The 20632-nt window shown below is 67.3% G+C and carries 14 protein-coding genes and 1 pseudogene; 10 read left to right on the top strand and 5 right to left on the bottom strand.

Annotation, left to right across the window (positions count from 1 at the left end; translation table 11 throughout):
* The first annotated feature begins 66 nt into the window (after window positions 1–66).
* Window positions 67–1875 (top strand): monovalent cation:proton antiporter-2 (CPA2) family protein, encoded by a 1809-nt coding sequence (locus ACR9Y6_RS13600; RefSeq protein ID WP_481281762.1) that lies wholly within the window; start codon window positions 67–69, stop codon window positions 1873–1875.
* Here ACR9Y6_RS13600 and ACR9Y6_RS13595 read toward each other — a convergent pair whose 3' ends face one another.
* Window positions 1876–5304, bottom strand: coding sequence for an ankyrin repeat domain-containing protein (locus ACR9Y6_RS13595; RefSeq protein ID WP_481281761.1), 3429 nt, complete (start codon window positions 5302–5304; stop codon window positions 1876–1878).
* A 90-nt stretch (window positions 5305–5394) separates the two neighbouring features.
* On the bottom strand, window positions 5395–5697 hold the full coding sequence (locus ACR9Y6_RS13590; RefSeq protein WP_481281760.1) for a YcgL domain-containing protein: 303 nt from the start codon (window positions 5695–5697) through the stop codon (window positions 5395–5397).
* Between the two features lie 235 nt (window positions 5698–5932).
* Between ACR9Y6_RS13590 and ACR9Y6_RS13585 the strand changes: the two genes are divergently transcribed.
* Window positions 5933–7360 (top strand): OmpP1/FadL family transporter, encoded by a 1428-nt coding sequence (locus ACR9Y6_RS13585; RefSeq protein WP_481281759.1) that lies wholly within the window; start codon window positions 5933–5935, stop codon window positions 7358–7360.
* Window positions 7361–7538: 178 nt separating this feature from the next.
* On the opposite strand, the gene ACR9Y6_RS13580 is transcribed toward ACR9Y6_RS13585, so the two are convergent.
* The 3 genes from ACR9Y6_RS13580 to trxA all read right to left on the bottom strand — a co-directional run bounded on the left by ACR9Y6_RS13580 (window position 7539) and on the right by trxA (window position 11394).
* Window positions 7539–8909: a glutamate--cysteine ligase gene (locus ACR9Y6_RS13580; protein ID WP_481281758.1), complete on the bottom strand. Its 1371-nt coding sequence runs from the start codon at window positions 8907–8909 to the stop codon at window positions 7539–7541.
* 169 nt (window positions 8910–9078) lie between these two features.
* The gene (gene rho, locus ACR9Y6_RS13575) at window positions 9079–10908 is read right to left on the bottom strand and encodes a transcription termination factor Rho (RefSeq protein WP_481281757.1); all 1830 of its coding nucleotides are present in this window, start codon (window positions 10906–10908) and stop codon (window positions 9079–9081) included.
* Between the two features lie 159 nt (window positions 10909–11067).
* A complete protein-coding gene (gene trxA / locus ACR9Y6_RS13570) occupies window positions 11068–11394 on the bottom strand; it encodes a thioredoxin TrxA (RefSeq protein ID WP_429200203.1) in 327 nt (108 codons plus the stop codon).
* A 435-nt stretch (window positions 11395–11829) separates the two neighbouring features.
* Between trxA and ACR9Y6_RS13565 the strand changes: the two are divergent.
* From ACR9Y6_RS13565 to ACR9Y6_RS13530, 8 genes and pseudogenes are all read left to right on the top strand, one after another.
* Window positions 11830–13459 (top strand): annotated as a pseudogene (locus ACR9Y6_RS13565) (DEAD/DEAH box helicase); the annotation flags it as partial.
* A gap of 580 nt (window positions 13460–14039) precedes the next feature.
* Window positions 14040–14717: a cell division ATP-binding protein FtsE gene (gene ftsE, locus ACR9Y6_RS13560; RefSeq protein WP_306848048.1), complete on the top strand. Its 678-nt coding sequence runs from the start codon at window positions 14040–14042 to the stop codon at window positions 14715–14717.
* On the top strand, window positions 14714–15694 hold the full coding sequence (gene ftsX / locus ACR9Y6_RS13555) for a permease-like cell division protein FtsX (RefSeq protein ID WP_481281756.1): 981 nt from the start codon (window positions 14714–14716) through the stop codon (window positions 15692–15694). The genes ftsE and ftsX overlap by 4 nt, the downstream gene beginning before the upstream one ends.
* Window positions 15695–15754: 60 nt before the next feature.
* Window positions 15755–16549, top strand: coding sequence for a response regulator (locus ACR9Y6_RS13550; protein WP_481282731.1), 795 nt, complete (start codon window positions 15755–15757; stop codon window positions 16547–16549).
* On the top strand, window positions 16546–17247 hold the full coding sequence (gene ung / locus ACR9Y6_RS13545) for a uracil-DNA glycosylase (protein WP_481281755.1): 702 nt from the start codon (window positions 16546–16548) through the stop codon (window positions 17245–17247). Before ACR9Y6_RS13550 ends, ung begins: the two co-directional genes overlap by 4 nt.
* 347 nt (window positions 17248–17594) lie before the next feature.
* The gene (gene rpoH / locus ACR9Y6_RS13540) at window positions 17595–18455 is read left to right on the top strand and encodes an RNA polymerase sigma factor RpoH (protein ID WP_371023837.1); all 861 of its coding nucleotides are present in this window, start codon (window positions 17595–17597) and stop codon (window positions 18453–18455) included.
* An 81-nt stretch (window positions 18456–18536) separates the two neighbouring features.
* On the top strand, window positions 18537–19217 hold the full coding sequence (locus ACR9Y6_RS13535; protein WP_481281754.1) for a response regulator transcription factor: 681 nt from the start codon (window positions 18537–18539) through the stop codon (window positions 19215–19217).
* Complete coding sequence (locus tag ACR9Y6_RS13530) at window positions 19195–20565, top strand: sensor histidine kinase (protein WP_481281753.1); 1371 nt, start codon at window positions 19195–19197, stop codon at window positions 20563–20565. The genes ACR9Y6_RS13535 and ACR9Y6_RS13530 overlap by 23 nt, the downstream gene beginning before the upstream one ends.
* Window positions 20566–20632 lie beyond the last annotated feature (67 nt).

The following is a 20632-nucleotide window of genomic DNA, read 5'->3' as shown; positions in this document are numbered from 1 at the left end:
GATTTCATGCAAAACCCACCCATGTCCCCGTGACATAATCCAACGCGATACTCCGGGAGTCGCAGGATGGATGGGCATCACTTTCTCGAGACGGCGGTCGTCTTCCTGCTGGCGACGGTGATCGCCGTCCCGTTGACCAAGCGCTTCCGCCTCGGCGCGGTACTGGGCTACCTGCTCGCCGGCGTGGTCATCGGCCCGTCGGTGCTGGGCCTGGTCAGCGATACCGAAGGCGTCTCCACGATTTCCGACTTCGGCGTCGTGCTGATGCTGTTCGTCATCGGCCTGGAACTCTCGCCGTCGCGCCTGTGGGTGATGCGGCGGGCCGTGTTCGGCAGCGGCAGCCTGCAAGTGCTTACCTGCGCCCTCGCGATCGGCGCCATCGGCTATTTCCTGTTCGGCCTGACGTGGAAGGCCTCCGTGATCGTCGGCGGCAGCCTCGCCTTGTCCTCCACGGCGTTCGGTCTGCAGATCCTGGCCGAGCGCAAGGAAGCCGGCACGGTCTATGGCCGGCAGGCCTTCGCCATCCTCCTGTTCCAGGACCTCGCCGCCATTCCGCTGATCGCCGCCGTGCCCCTGCTCGGAGGCACGATCGCCCACGACGCCCATGCGCCGGACATCATGAGTGTCATCCGCGTCGTCGGAACGATCGTCGCCGTGATCATCGGCGGCCGCCTGCTGTTGCGTCACGTGTTCCGCTTCGTCGCCAGGGCGAAGAGCACCGAGGTGTTCACGGCCACGGCCCTGCTCGTGGTGATGGGCACGGCGTGGCTGATGGAACTGGCCGGCATATCGACCACGCTGGGTGCCTTCCTCGCCGGCTTGCTGCTGGCCGACTCGGAGTACCGGCACGAACTCGAATCGAACATCGAGCCGTTCAAGGGGCTGCTGCTGGGCCTCTTCTTCGTCAGCGTGGGTATGTCGGTCGATCTCGGCATGCTGGTGGCGAAGCCGTTGCTGGTGCTCGGCATGGTGGCCTTGCTACTGGCCGTGAAGGCCATCCTGATCATGCCGCTGGGAAAGCTCGTGGGCGCCCTGACCACGGCGGATTCGGTCCGCCTGGCGGCGGTGCTCGCCTGTGGCGGTGAATTCGCGTTCGTCATCCTCAATCTCGCCCAGCAGAACCGCCTCATCGATGGCAACCAGCGCGGCCTGATGGTGATGGCCATCTCGCTGTCGATGGCCCTGACCCCGCTGCTCGTGCTCGCCGCGTCGCGCCTGGTGCACGACCGGGTACGCAAGCCGGACCGCGAGTTCGACGCCATCGAAGCGGACACGCCCCGCGTGATCATCGCCGGCTTCGGCCGCATGGGCCAGATCGTCGCCCGTGTCCTGCGCGCGCAGGGCATCCAGTTCGTCGCGCTGGAAAGCTCGGTGGAACAGGTGGAAACCTCGCGCCGCTTCGGCGGCACCTCGCTGTTCTTCGGCGATCCCGGCCGCCCGGAAATGCTGCGCGCGGCCCAGGCCGACAAGGCCGAGGTCTTCGTCATAGCCACCGACGACCCCGAGGCCAACCTGCGCACGGCGCGCCTCGTGCGCCGGCAGTATCCCCACCTGAAGATCGTGGCGCGCGCGCGCAACCGCCAGCATGCGTTCCGGCTGATGGACATCGGTGTCGAGGACCCCGTGCGCGAGACGTTCTATTCGAGCCTGGAAATGACGCGTCACGTGCTCGAGTCGCTGGATATGGCTCCGGATGTCGTCGAAAGCCGGATCGCCCGGTTCCGCAAGCACGACGACCAGGTATTGCGCGCGCAGTATCTCGTGTACGACGACGAGACCGCGCTGGTGCAGACCACGAAGGAAGCGCTGCACGATCTGCAGCAGCTGTTCGAGGCGGACGCCGTGGAAGAGCGGGTCCGCGAAGAAGAAAAGTAGTCAGTCCGGCTGCGCGGGCTGCCGCAGCGTCTGCCGTACGCTCGGAATGGCTCCCGTGCGCCCGCCGAGTTCGTGCGCGATATCGACGTAGCCAAGGTGCCGTGCGACGTCGGCCGCGGTGCGGCCGAAGGCGTCCGCGGCGTTACGGCTGGCACCACGGTGCAGCAGCAAGCGTGCGGGTGGGAGCAGGGCATGCATGGCGCAGGCATGGAGCGCACTGACGCCCCGGTGATCGGCATGCTCGATCCGGGCGCCGGCATCGAGCAGGACAGGCACGAGCGCGCCCAGGTGCGTCGCGTCGGTAGCGACGCCGGGACGCATATGTGCGCCGAGCAGCATGAGCAACGGCGTCACGCCATCCTTGTCGGCTTTGTTCACGTCGGCACCCTTGCCGATCACCGTGTCCAGCAAGCGGCGTGCGCGCAGGCTGTCGCTGCCGCCGAAGCAGTACTGGGCGGCGGCATGCAGGGCCGTATGGCCATGGGCGTCCTCGGCGGTGGCGTCGGCGCCGGCGGCGAGGAGCATGTCCGCGATCTCCGGATAACCGAGCGTGGCCGCGATCATCAGCACCGTGGCGTTGCCTGGCAGGCGCTGGTCGACCGCCACGCCACGCGCGAGCAACAACTCCACCACCGCCTCGCGCCGGGCATTCACCGCGGCGGCAAGCGGTGTCACGCCGGATGCCGCGGCCGCCGTGGGATCGGCACCGGCGGCGAGCAGGTGCTCGACGACCTCGCGCTGGCCGGCACCGGCGGCGCGTAGCAGGGCGCTCGCGCCATGGCTGTCGCGCGTGTCCACGGGGAATCCCAGTTCGAGCAGGCGATCGACCGCCTGCGTATCGCCGGCAGCCGCGGCAGCCGGCAAATCGTCCGCACGCAACGCCCGGCGCGGCAGCTGCCAGGCCGGCCAGTTCAACCAGCGTTCGACGTCGCCGTGGCCGATGCCCAGGCCATAGGGCGTTTCGCCGTTGACGTCGGCGGCTTCGGGATCGGCACCGTGGGCGACCAGGAGGCGAACCAGCGGCAAGCTGTCACCGCCCTGTTCGAGCGCGGCGTGCAGTGGCGTGCGGCCGCCGGCGTCGCGCACATTGGGATCCATCCCACGTGCCAGCAAGGCGCGGAGGAGGGCGACGCGGCCCGTGGCGGCGGCCATATGCACGGGCGTGCGACCGCGCGCATCGGCGCCGAACGGATCCGCGCCGGCATCGAGCATGGCCAGGGTCAGCCGCTCGTCGGCGCCTTCCAGCCGGCATACGGCCTGGCCGAGCAATCCCGCGCCGGCGGGCGATGCGCCCGCGCGCATGAGCTGGAGCAGCGCATCGGCTGAATGAGGTAGCTGCGGCAGCAAGGCGTCGAACAACCGGCGGCCCAAGGTGCCTTCCTCGTCGGTGGCCGTGGCGAGCCGTGCCTCGGCGGCAAGGCCGTGGTCGAGCAGCCAGGCGCGCGCGGCGTCGAAACCGGCGCCGGCCAGGTCGACGTACAGCGTGGCAAGTTCATGCATGGGCCATTCGCGCACTTTCGTCGCGAAGGTGGAGGCCACCGCCCAGTGACCGAAACGTAGCGCATCGTACAGATGCATCGGCGAGTCCGCGCCGGCTTCCGGTACCACCGATTCGCTGAGCGATGTCGGCAACGGGGTCTCGGGATCGAGCAGGGCGACGAAGTCCCAGCGGCCGGTGGCGGCGGCGTGGTCCAGCGCGCTGCGGCCGTCGGCCCCGGCTTCCTTCGGTTGCGCACCGAGCGCGAGCAGGGCGCGCACGGTGGCGGCCTGGGCTCGCGGCGACTGGCAGGCGAGGGTCAGCGCGTCGCGCCCGTGGCCATCGCGTGGCGCGGCATCGGCATGGGCTTCAGCGAGCAGTTGCACGATGCCATGCGCGCCCGCGCGGGCGGCTTCCATCAATGCCGTCGTGCCGTGCCGATCGGCGAGGTTCGGATTGGCGTTGGCTTGCAGCAGCGCGCGGGCGATCTGCTCGTGGCCCTCCGCGGCGGCGGCGATCAACGCGGTGCGTCCGTGCGCGTTCGCCGCGTTCACCGGTGCCTTGTGCCGGAGCAGGACGCGGACGCCTTCGCTGTCGTCGTCGGCGATTCCCGCGGCCGCCACGAGGGCCGGCTCGCCGCCCACGGGTGCCGGTTTGGCGCCATGCTCCAGCAGGAAGCGGACGAGTGCCCAGTTCGCGGCACGGCAGGCCAGGGCCAGCGGCGTGTCGCCGGCGGCGTTCACGGCATCGACCGGAGCACCGGCGTCGAGCAGCATGGCGGCGACCGTCGGCTCGGCGCTGAGCACGGCGCCATGCAGCGGCGTGTTGCCTTCCGCGTCCGTGCCCGCCGCGTTGGCGCCGTTCGTCAGTAGCGTGAGTACCGCTTCCGGCCGGCCGTGCCAGCTGTCACGGCTGGCGGCGAGCAACGCGGTCATGCCGTTGCGGACGCGATCGACCTGGGCGCCCTTCGCGATCAGGGCGCGAAGCAGGCGGATGTCCGGCGATAGAGCGGCCAGGGTCAGCACGGGCCGCTGGTCGCGGTCGCCGGGTTCCGCGGCGGTATCGGGATCGGCACCGGCTTCCACCAGAGCCACCGCACGGGCGATGTCCCCTTCGCGCGTCGCTACCAAGAGGGCGCGGTCGCGCACGCCGGGCTGGTTTTCTTCATCGCTGAGCACGGGAATGGGAGCCGGCGCGACGGCCGCGACGGGTGCTTCCGCGCCGCGTCGTGGCTCGGCGCGCACCGTGCGGATATGGCCACGGCGATCGCATAGCAGGGCGCGCAGCGTTCGGTTGGCGATGACCATGCAGCCCAGCGGCAAGAGCACGACGGCATAGATGCCGAGCGCGGCGAGGCGCATCTCCGCCGGCAGCACCCCGTAAAGCCCCGACAACGCCACGGCGCTGAAGGCGAGCACCAGCAGGCCCAGGGCGGCTGGAAGGAAGTGCGAGAAGAAGCGGTCTTCCGCCGAGAGGTGGCGGCCGAAGCTGACCGAGCGGGCCATGGCGGTGAAGATCCACGAGCCGTCGCCACCCTGCGCGGGATAGGCGTCGTCCCACAGGAACACCAGTCCGAACGCGGGCCAGACCCGCCAGAGCACCGTCAAGGCGACCACCAGCGTGCCGGCGAGAAGCAGGGCCGCACCCAGGCTCGGTGCCTGGGTCAGCTTGAGCAGTGGCCAGGCGACGAGCACGAACACGACGAAGGTGTAGGCGGTGAACATGACCACGTAGGCCGAGCCGCGTCGCAAGACCGTGCGCAGGTAGCTCGGCTCGGGATCGAAGCCGATGGCATGGCAGACCGCGCTCATCGCCAGTGCGTTCGCCAGCAGCAAGGGGATCAGTGCGAGCGGGGACGCGGTGAGCCCCGCGCAAGCGACGGCGGCGAGGGCGGGAAGGAACCAGGGCAGCGCCTTGATCAGCGGCGGGCGACGACGTTTGGGATTGGCCATGCGCAGGAGTATACGGAGCGGAAACCGCCCACGCGGTAACGTCGCGTTAACCCGGGCTGCACGTCTTACCCATGCACGGCGGGTGCCTTGTCAGGCTCGGACGACGACCTGGTCCGGGTCGATCTCGCGATTGTGGTTCGGCTGGTTGCAGACGCTGAGTGTTTCGTTGGGCGGCGTCTGCATGTGCCAGCCCTGCGCGGCGAGGTTCGCCAGCACGCGCTCAGAATCTTCGTGTGGCAAACGGCGCTCCGGAGTGAGTTCCACCTCGAGCACGAGGCGAAGTTCACCCAGCAGGAGGACGAGCGGCTCGGGGAGGACATCGAAGCCCTCGCGGCGGGTGAGCCAGACATAGGTGTCGGGTTTGCGCTGACTGGCGTAGACGAAGCAGTGCATGACGGCAGGTCTCGCGTGGCGGCTCGTCCGCTTACCCTACCAAAAGCCGGTGCCGGTGGGAGGCCTGTAAGTGGTAACCGTTTCATCTTTGTTGCATTCGCACTTGCAAACAGGGCGTCAAGTCGTCCAGAGTTCGCAGCCAGAATGTTAAACGCGCGTATGAAAAGGGGAAAGTTTTACGCTTTCTGCGCGCGTCATATCGCCCCCGAACAGAACAAAAGCAGGAGCACTCCGCATGCAGAAGCTGAACCTTTCGACCCGTCCGCTGGCCGTCGCCGCCCTTTCGCTGGCCATCGCCGGTGCGTTGGTGGCTCCGCAGGCCGCCCACGCCAGCGCCTTCCAGCTCAAGGAAAACAGCGCCAAGGCGCTGGGCCGCGCATTCGCCGGCTCCACCGCCGCGGGTGATGACGCCTCCGTCATCGTCAACAACCCGGCTGCGATGTCCATGCTCAAGGGCAACGTATTCCAGGCCGATGTCACCGGCATCAATTTCAGCACCAAGTTCCATGGCACGGCCACCGATGCGCAAGGCCGTCCGATCAGCGGCGGCAACGGCGGCGAAGCCGGCACCACGATTCCCGTCCCGGCGATGTACTTCGCCACCCAGGTCAGCGACCGCGTCCACCTCGGCCTCGGCCTGACCGCGCCGTTCGGCTTCAAGACCGAGTACGACTCCGACTGGAAGGGCCGCTACAACGGCATCAAGTCCGACTTCAAGTCGTTCGACGTGACCTTGTCGGCTTCGTTCGACGTGACCGACGACTTCGCCGTCGGCGTCAGCGCCATCGCGCAGAAGACGAGCGCGGAACTGACCAGCGCGATCAATTACAACACCGTCGGTCTGGGGCTGATCCAGCGCGCCGCGGCAGCGGGCCAGCTTTCCCCGGCCGTGGCCCGTGCGCTCGCCGCGCAGTACGCGGCCGTCGTGCCTCCGGGCAGCGATGGATACGCGAAGATCAAGGGTGACGACTGGGCCTACGGCTGGCAGGTCGGCGGCCTGTGGAAGCTCACGCCGAACGATCGCATCGCGCTGAACTACCGCAGCAAGATCAAGCACACCCTGGAAGGCACCGGCAATTTCACCATGCCGACCAATGTCACCGCCGTGCTGTCGAATCCGACCGTCGGCGCCCTGCTGGGTAGCGGGCAGCCGCCGTTCACCCATACCGATGGCCGCGCGGGCTTCACCACCCCCGCCATCGCGACCGCCAGCTTCTGGCACCAGGACGAGAAGTTCGGCCTCGGCTTCGACCTGTCGTGGACCAAGTGGGATTCGTTCAAGGATCTCACGGTCAACTACTCGAACCCGAACCAGCCGTCCACGAGCGAGAACTACAGCTGGCGCAACAGCTGGTTCGCATCGGTTGGCGGCGAGTATTACCTCGACGACAAGTTCACCCTGCGTGCCGGTGTGGCCGTGGACAGCACCCCGACCTACGACGACACCCGCTCGCCGCGCGTGCCGGATTCGACCCGCAAGTGGGTGGCCTTCGGTCTTGGCTACAAGGCCACCGAGCGCTTCGAGATCAACGCCGGTTATGCGCACATCTTCGTGAACAACGCGCACATCGCCGGTGTGTCGAGCGCGACGGGCGATCGTCTCGTCGGCCAGAACGACGACAAGGGCAACCTGCTCAGCGTGTCGGCCAAGTACCAGTTCTGATCGCTCGCGCGATCGGCTGATGCAAAGAAAAAACCTCCCTGGTGACGGGGAGGTTTTTTTTATTGGTTCTTCCTGTATTTGCGGGGTTCGCCTGGTGTGGGCTCGGCTTCCGTGCACCCCGGACTTCCGTGAAGAATCTTTTTATTGCCTCGAATCGCCGATAGGGTTGGCGATGCTTTTAGTAGGCGTATTCGCGGAAGATCGGATCGACGCTCTCGTTCCATTCCTTATGGAACCGTTCGAGCTTCACGTCGGCCTGCGTCTTGCCCGAGATGGCGATCTCCATCAGGGGTTCGAGGTAGATCGATTCGTCCGCGCCGCGGTTTCCGAGCTGGTTGCGGCGTTTCAGGCCCGCTTCGGAAATCTTCAAGGCTTCCAGTGAAAGATCGCGTACGGTGTGACCGCGAAAGCGAAGGGCCAGCGCTTCCTTCGGCACGCCGTCGCGCAATGCATGGCGCTCGGCCTTGCTGAAGTCCTTCACCAGATCCCAGGCCGCGTCCAGGGCGACGTCGTCGTACAGCAAGCCCACCCAGAATGCCGGCAGCGCGCAGAGCGAATTCCACGTGCTCGTGTCGGCGCCGCGCATTTCCAGGTATTGCTTCAGGCGCACTTCGGGGAATGCGGTCGTCAGATGATCGGCCCAGTCCTTCATCGTCGCCCGCGCGCCCGGCAAGGCCGGCAGTTCGCCACGCATGAACTTCTTGAAGTCCTGCCCGGACAGATCGACGTACTGGCCGTCGCGATAGCTGAAATACATGGGCACGTCGAGGATGTAGTCGACGTAGCGTTCATAACCGAAGCCGTCCTCGAAGACGAAATCGAGCATCCCGGTGCGGTCGCCGTCGGTATCGGTCCAGACGTGCGAGCGGTACGACCTGTAGCCGTTCGGCTTGCCTTCGGTGAAGGGTGAATTGGCGAACAGCGCCGTGGCGATGGGCTGCAAGGCGAGCGCGACGCGGAATTTCTTCACCATGTCGGCCTCGCTCGCGTAGTCGAGGTTGACCTGGACGGTGCAGGTGCGGGTCATCATGTCCAGGCCGAGCGAGCCGACCTTGGGCATGTACTCACGCATGATCTTGTAGCGGCCCTTCGGCATCCATGGCATCTGGTCGCGGCGCCACTTCGGCTGAAAGCCCATCCCGAGAAAGCCGATGCCCATGTCCTCGGCGACGGCACGGACTTCTTTCAGGTGGTCGGTGACTTCATCGCAGGTCTGGTGGATCGTCTCCAGCGGCGCGCCGGAGAGTTCCAGCTGCCCGGCGGGTTCCAGGGTGATATTGGCCTTGCCCTTGGTCAGTGCCACCGGTGTTTCGCCTTCGCGGGCGATGTCCCAGCCGAAGCGCGAGGCCAGTCCCTCGAGGACGTCGCGGATGCCCGGGCGCTCGCCGGTGAAAGGCGGCGGGGTGAGATCGTCGGTATAGAAACCGAACTTCTCATGCTCCGTGCCGATGCGCCAGGCCTCGCGCGGCTTCTCGCCTTCGGCGAGGTAGGCGACCAGGTCGTGACGGTCGCCGATCGGCGTACTTTTGGCGGCGCTGGGGATGGACACGGACTTTCCTTGGCGTTGGGCTTTAGGCCGGTAGCCGCTCCACATGGGGGCACGTCTTCGTGCCCAAAAGGGATGGCCGGCGGCGCAGCGTAGCAAAAGCTGGTGGACGGGGCCCGGATACGAAGAGGCCGCCCCTTGGGCGGCCTCTTCGCAAGTTCCCGTGGAGCGCTCAGCGCTTCATGGAATTGAAGAACTCGTCGTTGGACTTCGTGTTCTTCATCTTGTCGAGCATGAACTCCATGGCGGCGAGTTCGTCCATCGGATGGAGGAGCTTGCGCAGGATCCAGATCTTCGCGAGCAGGTCCGGATCGATGAGCAGGTCCTCACGGCGGGTGCCCGAGCGGTTGATGTCGATCGCCGGGTAGACGCGCTTCTCGGAGATACGGCGGGACAGGTGCACTTCCATGTTGCCGGTGCCCTTGAACTCCTCGTAGATCACCTCGTCCATCTTCGAACCGGTATCGGTCAGGGCGGTGGCGATGATGGTGAGGCTGCCGCCTTCCTCGACGTTGCGCGCCGCGCCGAAGAAGCGCTTCGGGCGCTGCAGGGCGTTGGCGTCGACGCCGCCGGTGAGCACCTTGCCGGAGCTGGGCACCACGGTGTTGTAGGCGCGGGCCAGGCGGGTGATCGAGTCGAGCAGGATCACCACGTCCTTCTTGTGCTCGACCAGGCGCTTGGCACGCTCGATCACCATCTCGGCGACCTGCACGTGACGGACGGCCGGCTCGTCGAAGGTGGAACTGATGACTTCGGCTCGAACGGTGCGGGCGATTTCCGTGACTTCCTCGGGACGCTCATCGATCAACAGCATGATCAGATGGACGTCCGGGTGGTTGTACTGGATGGCCTGGGCGATGTTCTGCAGCATCATCGTCTTACCGGATTTCGGCTGGGAGACGATGAGGCCGCGCTGGCCGCGGCCGATCGGGGCGACGAGGTCGAGGATGCGGCCGGTGATGTCCTCGGTGGACCCGTTGCCGCGTTCGAGCTTGAACGACTTGCGCGGGAACAGCGGGGTGAGGTTCTCGAACAGCAGCTTGTTCTTCGACGCCTCCGGCGGATCGCCGTTGATGTCGTCGACCTTGAGCATCGCGAAGTAGCGCTCGCCTTCCTTCGGATGGCGGACGCGGCCGGTGATGTAGTCGCCGGTGCGCAGGTTGAAGCGGCGGATCTGGCTGGGCGAGACGTAGATGTCGTCCGGACCGGCCAGGTAGGATTCGTCGGCCGAGCGCAGGAAGCCGAAGCCGTCCTGCAGGATCTCGAGCACGCCCTCGGCCCAGATGCCACCGCCGGAGCGGGCGTGGGCCTTGAGGATGTTGAAGACGACGTCCTGCTTGCGCTGGCGAGCCACGCCTTCGCGGACGCCGAGGGATTCGGCGAACTCGAGCAGCTGGATGGCGTTCTTGCGCTTGAGCTCGGTCAGGTTGATCAGGCGATCGTTGCTGCCGGCGTCGGCGTTCTCGTCGTCGTCGACGGGATAGCCGTTGTTGTTGCGCGGATGCTGGTAGTTACCGCCACCGCCGCCACTGCTGTTGCCCGGGCTGCCACCACCGCCGCCGCCCTGGCGCTGCTGGTTGCGCTCGTTGCGCCGGCGGCGGCCGCGGCCGTCACGCTCGTTGCGGTCGTTGGCGCGATTGGGGTTCTGCTGCTGGTTGGGATTGTCGCCCCGTGCCTGCTGCGGGTTGTTCGGCTGGCCGCCTCCCTGACCCTGGGACTGCCCCTGGTTGCCTTCGCGCACGTCGTTTTGCGGCGTGGGCTGCCGGTTTTCCGGCTGCTGCGTGTTACCCAGCTGGAGTTCGGCCTGCGGAGCCGGCGGAAGTGGCGGTGGCGAGGGTGGGGGCACCGCCGCCCTGGCGGGAGCCGGCGACGGGGCGCTCGTCTCTACCGGAGCCTCGGCCGAAGCCGGGGCCTTGCGGCGGGTGCGCGGACGCGGTTCGGTCGCAGGCTGGTCGCCGGCGCCCTTGGCGTCGATGGAATCTTTGGTTTCGATATCGGACACGGGCAAACCTCACGGGGCGCCGTTGAAAGAAGAATGGGAGAGGGTTCGCGACGTGGGGGACAAGCGGTGTCCCGGCGAACTCCTGAAGCCTAGCATCGCGTGAGGCGCGGCGTAAAGCGCCTCACGCGGCGGCGGAAGTGAAACGTACAGCTAAGGCGATCAGATCGCCTTCTGGATCATCTGGTCGAGTTGGCTCTTGCCGACGGCGCCAATCTGGGTCGCCTCGACCTTGCCGCCCTTGAAGACCATCAGGGTCGGGATGCCACGGACACCGAACTGGCGCGGGGTGTTCTGGTTCTCGTCGATGTTGATCTTCACGATCTTCAGCTTGCCGTCGTACTGGTCGGCGAGCTGGTCCAGGACCGGGGCGATCGACTTGCAGGGACCGCACCACTCCGCCCAGAAGTCGAGCAGGACGGGGGTATCGGAATCGAGGACGTCCTTCTGGAAGGCAGCGTCGCTCGTGTGGGTGATCTTTTCGCTCACCGGGGTCTCCAAGGAAGGGTGAAAGGGGGTTGACGACCGTGACGCTCGCATCGGCTACACTAAGGAGCCCCATGTCGCGGGTCCAACCGGAACCGAAGGTCTTTGGCCATTGCAGCCGGCGGCCCTCATTCCAACCCAACTAGGGGCGCGATTCAAGCGATTCAAGGGCGCCGACGGGATGGTTCTCGTTGACATAGGTGAACACGCTCTCGCGGTTAACAGCCTTTTCACCTATGCCAGCGGGAACCGTCGGGTCGCGCGCCGCCGCCTCCGGCCATCGTGCGCCGGGCGCGTCGTACGGCCGCCGGTCGCAACCGGCGCCTGCCGACTCTCCCGTGGCGCCGCCGACCGGATCACCCACCGCCCCGCGGCCCATTCCTGCCGCCGGGGCGACGCCGCGTATCCGTGGCGCGAGACTCCAGGTCACTCATCCACATGTCCCAAACCGTTCTCACCGACGTCTTCTACGAAAACCTCGACCTCCATCCGCTGCTCCACCAGGGCCTCGCCACCGCCGGCATCACCCGTTGCACGCCGATCCAGGCGCTGACCCTGCCGATCGCCCTGACCGGCCGCGACGTCGCCGGACAGGCGCAGACGGGCACCGGCAAGACCTTCGCCTTCCTGGTCGCCCTGATGGACCGCCTGCTGAAGAACCCGGCGCATCCGGACCGCAAGGATTCCGATCCCCGCGCCCTGATCATCGCACCCACCCGTGAACTGGCGATCCAGATCGAGAAGGACTTCCAGACCATCGGCAAGGCCACCGGCCTGCGCAGCGCCCTCATCTACGGCGGTGTCGACTACGACAAGCAGCGCCAGCAACTGCGCGACGGCTGCGACATCATCATCGCCACGCCGGGCCGCCTGCTCGATTACTACAAGCAGGACGTCTTCGGCTTCGGCAGCGTCGAGGTCATGGTCATCGACGAAGCCGACCGCATGTTCGACCTCGGCTTCATCAAGGACGTGCGCTTCATCTTCCGCCGCCTGCCGTCGCGCGAAGCCCGCCAGGTGCTGCTGTTCTCCGCCACCTTGAGCCACCGCGTGCTGGAGCTCGCGTACGAGCACATGCACGAAGCCGAAAAGCTCGTGGTGGAGACCGAGAACGTCACCGCCGACCGCGTTCGCCAGGTGGTCTACTTCCCCTCGAAGGAAGAAAAGATGCCCTTGCTGCTCAACCTGCTCGAAGAGAGCAAGACCGAGCGCAGCATCATCTTCGTCAACACCAAGGCCGCCGCCGAGCGCATCACCGACCGGCTGAAGCGGCACAACTTCCGCGTCGGCGCCATCTCCGGCGACGTGCCGCAGGTGAAGCGGCAGAAGCTGCTGCAGCGATTCCAGGATGGCCAGATCGACCTGCTCGTGGCCACCGACGTGGCCGCCCGCGGCCTGCACATTCCCGCGGTCAGCCACGTCTTCAACTACGACCTGCCTCAGGACGCCGAGGACTACGTCCATCGCATCGGCCGCACCGCCCGGCTTGGCGCCGAGGGCGACGCCATCAGCTTCGCCTGCGACCTCTACGCCATGGGCCTGCCCGACATCGAGGCCTACATCAACCAGAAGATCCCGACCGCGTCCATCGACGCGAAGATGCTGGTGATGCCGCCGCCGCGTCCGCGCGCGGATGGCGTGCAGGATGAGATCGACGATCCGAACGACAACGACGGCCACATCCCGACCCGCGGCGCGCCGCCGGAGAAGGGCGGCCGTGGCGGTCGCGACGGTCGTGGCGGTCCGCGTTCCGGGGAGCGTTCGGGTAGCCGCGAGCGCCGCCCGCGTCCGCCGCGCGAAGACCGGCCGGCCGCCGCCGCGGACAGCGTGTCGACCGAAGTGCCGATGAAGACCGTGGTCGTCGCCGAAACGGTCGCCGAACTCCCGGCGGCCGCCGAAGCGATGGCCGATGCCTCCGCGCCGAAGAAGCGCCGCCGTCGCGGCGGCCGTGGCCGCGGGGCCCGCGAGGGCGCCGAGGGCGCTAACGCCGGCGGCGCGGGCAATGCCGGTAACAGTGCGAACAGGCGCAACGGTGGCCGCGAAGGTTCGAGCGGCGGCCGCGAGGCCTCGTCGGCTGGCAACGGCGCCTCGATGCGCGACTCCGCCAGGGCGCAGCAACCGGGTGCTTCGCGGCATGCCGAAGGCCAGCCGAACCCGAACCGCCGTCCTTCGCGCCAGGTGACGGCCAGCCGGCCGGCGTCCGCGCCTGCTCCGGCGGCGTCGCCCGCCAAGGAAAAGGTCGGTCTCCTGCGCCGCATCGGCCGGTTGTTCGGCGGGCGCTGAGGCAAGCACCCCATCGCCGACAGGGTCGGCTCCCACCAGGCCGAGTTCCGCCGGGCCGCCCCGCCGGGCCGGCCCGGCCGGCCGACGTGGTGGGAAGCCCGCTCTGGTGGGAGCCGACCTTGTCGGCGATCCCGCGGCAGCGGGCCAGGTTGAGGCAAGTCCCCTGTCGCCGCTGAAGCGGCTCCCACAGCTGGGCGGCTCCACGGCAATCCGCTTCCACGGCAGTCGGCTCCCACGGCAGTCGGCTCCCACGGCAGGCAGCTCCGATCCGGTGTGCGATTGGCTGAACCCCATCGGGCGCCGCGCCGCAAAAGCAACACCACATCCCTTATCCTCTGGGGCTTCACGGGCCAACGGGTGACGCGGTGATCGGTTTCGATCTGGTGAGCAAACGGTACGAGGGCGATCACCAGGCCCTTACCGATGTGTCCTTTAGCGTCGAGGCAGGCGAAATGGCCTTCGTCACCGGTCACTCCGGGGCGGGGAAAAGCACGCTGCTCAAACTGCTGGCGATGATCGAGCGCCCGACCAACGGCGTGGTGACCCTCGACGGCCGCAAGCTCAACACCGTGCGCCCCGCCGAGATCCCGAAGATCCGGCGCAAGCTCGGCATGGTCTTCCAGGACCACCGCCTGCTGCTGGACCGCAGCGTCTTCGCCAACGTCGAATTGCCCTTGATCATCGCGGGCGTCTCGCCAGCCGATCGTGGCCGGCGCGTGCGCGCGGCGCTGGAAAAGGTCGGCCTGCTCAGCTACGAGAAGCAATTGCCCGAGGCGCTTTCCACGGGTGAACAGCAGCGCGTGGGCATCGCGCGTGCCATCGTCGCCAAACCCGCCGTGCTCATCGCCGACGAGCCCACGGGTAACCTCGACCCGCAACTGGCGATGGAGATCATGGGCCTGTTCGCGGAGTTCCAGGCGGTCGGTACCGCCGTCCTCGTCGCCAGCCACGACCTCATGCTGATCAAGCGAATGAAGAAACGCGTCGTCGTGCTCGATCACGGCAAGCTGGTCGCCGACGTCCCCGCGATGGAGGTGGTATGAACGCCGTCCGCGAGCCGCGTCGCGCGCCCGAGCCGGAAAAGACCCGTCGCAGCGAACCGCGCAAGGTGGGGGCATGGCGTGAACACCATGCCTGGAGCATGTCTATCAGCCTGCGCCGTCTCGGCGCCCGCCCGCTCGGCACCTTGCTCACCGTGGCCGTGATGGGCGTGGCGCTGGCCCTGCCGCTGACCTTCTACCTCCTGCTCGGCAACGTGCAGCGGATGGGCGAAGCGCTCGGTCGCAACCAGTCCATCAGCGCCTTCATGAAGCCCGGCCAGAACGCCGGCATGGCCGAGACCGCCGCTTCCGCCCTGCGCGGTCGTCCGGAAGTCGCCGACATCGTCGTGCGCACGCCGAAGGATGGCCTCGACGAACTGGCGGAGGTACAGGGTTTCTCGGGCGCGCTGCAATCGCTCGATGCCAACCCGCTGCCTTACGTGCTTTCCGTGCAGCCCAAGCCAGGCTTGTCGGCCGAGGACATCGGCCGCCTCGTCGATTCGATGAAGGCCACGCCCGGCGTCGACATGGTCCAGGACACCGGTGCATGGCGGCAGCGTCTCGATGCCCTGCTCGGTGTGGGTACCCGTGCGGTCAGCCTGCTGGCCCTGTTGCTCGGCGTCGCCGCCCTGCTGGTGGTCGGTAATACGATCCGTGTCGATATCCAGAGCCGTAGCGCCGAGATCGGCGTGCTCCTGCTCATCGGCGCGAGTCGTCCGTTCGTTCGCCGTCCGTACCTGTATGCCGGTATCTGGCTTGGCTTCCTGGCAGGTGTCCTCGCCGTGGCGCTGGCCGTGGTCCTCGAGTTGGCCCTCGCCGGGCCCGTCGGCCGCCTGGCCGCGGCGTACGACGGCAGCGTGAGCTTCGGCGGACTCCCCGCCTGGCTCCTGCTTTCGGTACCCTTCGCCTCGGCCGTGCTGGGGTGGCTCGGTGCGCGGCTCGTCAGCGCGCGGCAGATTCGCCGCGCCGCGACGGCCTGACAGGGGGAGGGCGGGGTGGGATCTCACATCGGTTCGGGTGTCGCGGGCGCGACGCCTCGCATGCTCGTGGTGGACGGCTCGAAAGTCGTCCGCCAGTTGATCGCGCGCGTGGTCAACGCGGAAGTACCGGGCGTGGAGATCGTCGGTGTGTCCACCGGCGCCGAGGCGCAAGCCGAGTTGCAGCGTGGCGTCTTCGACTTCGTCACCGTGGCACTGCGCCTGCCCGACATGGACGGGCTGGACGTGGCGCGTTTCGTGCGCGAGTCCGCGCCGCAGATCTACATGCCGATCGTCGTGGTCTCCGGCGACGTCGAAGCGCGCCTGCACCGGCGCGAGCTGGGCGAGTTCGTCACCGACTACTTCGACAAGTCCCTGGGTTTCGGCGCCCTGGCCGAGTTCATCCGCGGCTACGTGCGTCCCGAGGGCGGCGCGGAAGGCGAAGTGCTCTATGTCGAGGACAGTCGCGTGGTGGCGCTCGCCACGCGACGCATGATGGAGAAGTACGGCCTTACCGTACGCCATGTCATCAGCGCGGAGGACGCGCTCACACACCTGCGCGAAGCCAGGGCGCGTGGCGAGATGGGCGCCGACGTGGTCCTTACCGATGTCAGCCTCAAGGGAGAACTCACCGGCGGCGACCTCGTCGAGCGCATCCGCAACGAGTTCGGCTACGGCAAGGGGCGGCTTCCCACGCTGGTCATGACCGGCGACGAGAATCCCGCGAACCAGGCGGCGCTCCTGCGCGCCGGCGCCAACGACCTCGTCGAGAAACCCGTCGAGGAGAAGCTGCTCATCACCAAGCTGCTGTTCCAGCTCCGGGTGGCCTTGCACCTTCGAGACAGGGCGGAAAGTTGAACGATCGCGTGAAGCTCGAGCCGTCCTGGAAGGAAAGGATCGGCGACTACCTCGATCGCCCGGAGATGCGGGCGCTCTCGGCCTTTCTTCGCGAGGAGAAGGCGCGGGGCAAGACGATCTACCCGCCCGGCCCGGAGATCTTCAACGCGTTCGCGCACACGCCGTTCGACAAGGTGCGCGTCGTCATCCTCGGCCAGGACCCCTACCATGGCCCCGGCCAGGCGCACGGCCTCAGTTTTTCCGTGCGGCCCGGCGTGCGCGTGCCCCCGTCGTTGCAGAACATGTTCAAGGAAATCGAGGATTGCCTCGGCGTCCCACGCCCCGACCACGGTTGCCTCACGCCGTGGGCCGATCGTGGCGTGCTGTTGCTCAACGCCGTGCTCACGGTGGAGGCCGGGCAGGCGGGTTCGCACCAGGGCAAGGGCTGGGAGGGCTTCACCGACGCGGCCATCGATGCCTTGAACCGCGAACGCGACGGCCTCGTCTTCATGCTCTGGGGCAGCCACGCGCAGAAGAAGGGCCAGCTGATCGATGGCCGGCGCCACAAGATCCTGCGCAGCGTGCACCCCTCGCCCCTGTCCGCGCACCGTGGTTTCATGGGCTGTGGCCATTTCGCCCTGGCGAACGCTTACCTGGAATCGCGGGGCGAGCCGCCGATCGACTGGTCGTTGCCGCCGAGGGCGGAACTCGTCGCCTGACCCGAGGGGCGATGGGCGCTCGCCAGAGACCTTGGTGGGGGCTTGCCTCGGGTCCTGGTGGGAGCTTGCCTCGGGCCTCGGTGGGAGCTTGCCCCGGGTCTTGGTGGGAGCCGACCTTGTCGGCGATCCCGCGGCAGCGGGCCAGGTCACGGCAAGCACCCATCGCCGACGGGGTCGGCTCCACGGCCGGCCGTCTGCCTCCTGAATACCTCCCTCTGAGTCCTCTGGACAGCCGGAGGGTATTTCTGTACCATTGCGTACAGTTAACCGATATGAACTTCGGGCTGACTTAGCACTCTCACTTCGGGACTGCTAATCTGCATACAGACTTTCAGGAGGTTCCACACATGTCCCAAGCCCTCGCCACCCGTAACTACGGGCTACCGAGCGTCGTTGGCAGTCTGGATTCCTATATCTCGGCGGTCCATCGCATCCCGGTGCTCAGCCTTGACGAGGAGCAGTCGCTGGCGCGCCGCTTCCACGACGACGCCGACCTCGACGCCGCCAAGCAGCTCGTGATGTCCCACCTGCGTTTCGTGGTCCATGTGGCTCGCGGCTACAACGGTTACGGCTTGCAGCTGTCCGATCTCATCCAGGAAGGCAACATCGGCCTGATGAAGGCGGTGAAGCGCTTCGACCCGGACCAGGGCGTTCGCCTGGTCAGTTTCGCGGTGCACTGGATCCGCGCGGAGATGCACGAATTCATCCTGCGCAACTGGCGCATCGTGAAGGTCGCGACCACCAAGGCGCAGCGCAAGCTGTTCTTCAACCTGCGCAAGAGCAAGAAGCGCCTGGGTTGGATGAACGCCGAGGAAGTGCGCGTCGTCGCGCAGGACCTTGGCGTGCCGGAAGCCACCGTCCGCGAGATGGAATCGCGGCTATCGGGTCGTGACGTGGGCTTCGAGGCCCCGGCCGACGCGGATGACGACGACAAGCCGGCACCCGCGGCGTTCCTCGTCGACGAAGGCGCCGATCCGTACGACAACCTCGCCGAGGAAGATGCCAGCAACAACCAGATGGGCGCGCTGTCCTCCGCCCTGGGCAACCTGGATGACCGCTCGCGCGACATCATCCAACGCCGCTGGTTGGCCGAGGACAACAAGGCCACGTTGCAGGACCTGGCCGATGAGTACGGCGTTTCCGCCGAACGCATCCGCCAGATCGAGGCGAATGCCATGAAGAAGATGCGCGTCGCCATCGCGGCCTGATCCTCTGAACTGGCGTAAGATCCGGAACGGCTCCGCGAGGGGCCGTTTTCCGTTGCCTCAGTCCATGCGGAGTGAATCCTGATGCCCAGGGCCCTGGTCATCGAAGACGACGAAGTGACCGCCCGCGACATCGTCGCGGAGCTGGGTGCGCACGGTCTTGCCGCCGATTGGGTGGCCAACGGCCGTGACGGGCTCGCGCGCGCGCTAGAGGACGGCTACGACATCATCACCCTCGATCGCATGCTGCCGGGCATGGACGGCATCGATGTGGTCTCGGCCTTGCGCAAGCGCAACGTCGATACGCCGGTCCTGATGATCAGCGCCCTGTCCGATGTGGACGATCGCGTACGTGGCCTGCGTGCGGGCGGCGATGACTACCTCACCAAGCCGTTCGCTCCCGATGAGCTGGCCGCGCGTGCGGAGGTCTTGCTGCGCCGGCGCCGGCCGAGCGCGAACGATACGCGGCTGCGCGTCGCGGACCTCGAACTGGACCTGGTCCGCCATAACGCCGAGCGCAATGGCGAAGCGCTCACCTTGCTGCCCACCGAGTTCCGCCTGCTCGAATTCCTGATGCGCAACGCGGGCCAGGTGGTGACGCGGCAGATGATCTTCGAGCATGTGTGGGGTTTCCACTTCGATCCCGGCACCAACGTGATCGACGTCCATATCGGCCGCCTGCGGCGCAAGATCGACGGCGCCGGCCAGGCGCCACTCATCCGCACCGTGCGCGGCTCGGGGTATGTCCTTGCGCCCGCTGACTGACGCCTGGCGTTCCGCCACCTCGCGCCTGATCCTCATCTATGGCGCCCTGTTCGCGATCTGGTCCGTCGTGCTGCTGGGTGTCGTGCAATGGGAGGCCTCGCGCTACCTGTCGGGCGTGGTCGACCAGATGCTCGCCGCGCGCATCCATTACCTCGAGAACACGGACCAGCGGCGCCTGCCGGCGACCGTCGAGGCGGCAAGCGCCATCGACGTCCAGGGCTTCATGTGGATCGGCTTGTTCGACGCGAAGGGCGCGCGCATCGCCGGCAATATCAGCAAGGTGCCCGAGGAACTGACCGACGAGGGCGTCGTGCGTTCGGTCAATGCCAGCCTCGCCGGCCCCACCCGCAACGCCACCATGCGCGCGCGCGGCATCACCCGCGTGCTGCCCAATGGCGACCGCCTGGTCGTCGCGAAGGAAAGCACGACCATCGACGGCATCGGGGCGATCATTCGCCGCGGCTTGCTGTGGGGCCTGTCACTGACACTCATTCCCGGCCTGCTCGGCGGCGTCCTGATCGCCCGTGGTCCCGCACGGCGGATACGGGCGATCCAGCGGGCGATGGAGCCAATCCGCGAAGGCGACCTCAGCGTGCGCCTGCCCGTCACGCGCGGCGGCGACGAGGTGGACCTGCTGGCCGCGACGGTAAATACCACGCTGACCGAGATCGAGCGCCTGCTCGGCGAGGTGAAGGGCGTCACCGACAACATCGCCCACGACTTGCGCACGCCGCTCACGCGGATGCGCACGCGCCTGTATCGCCTGCAGCAGCAGTTCGAGGGAAAGCCCGAAGCGGAGCAGCTCGACGCCTGCGTGGCCGAGATCGACACCGTCCTCAGCCGGTTCCGTGCCCTCTTGCGGGTATCCGAACTGGAGGACCGCCAGCGCAGCGCATGCTTCGAAAACATGGACCTGGGTATCGTGCTGCGCAACGTGCACGAGTTCTACGCACCGCTGGCCGAGGATCGCGGGCAACTGTTCGAGATCGAGGTGGGCCGCTTGCCACCGCTTCGCGGCGACCCCCAGCTCATGTTCGAGGCATTCGCCAACCTCGTCGGTAACGCGATCAAGTTCACCCCGGATGGGGGCGCGGTACGCCTGGTGGCGCTCACCGATCCCACGGGCGACGCGCGGGTGGATATCGCGGACACCGGTCCCGGCATCCCGCCGAACGAGCGCGAGGCGGTGTTCCGCCGGTTCTACCGGGGCGACGAGACCCGCACCAAGCCGGGCTGCGGGCTGGGTCTCGCGATCGTGAGCGCTATCGTCCGCCTGCACGGGTTCTCGTTGTCGGTGGGTGGAAACGAGAAGGGTGCGGTGTTTTCCGTGACGTGTCCGGCCGCCTAAATAAATCTTAACTACGCGGCGGATTCCGCCGGGCGCAAAATCCGCCGCGACGCAACATCGCGCTCGG

It is taken from the genome of Luteibacter sp. TLI7-4A (assembly GCF_056754745.1).
The sequence above is the reverse complement of the archived record's forward strand: the minus strand, read 5'-3'. Positions and strand labels throughout refer to the sequence as shown.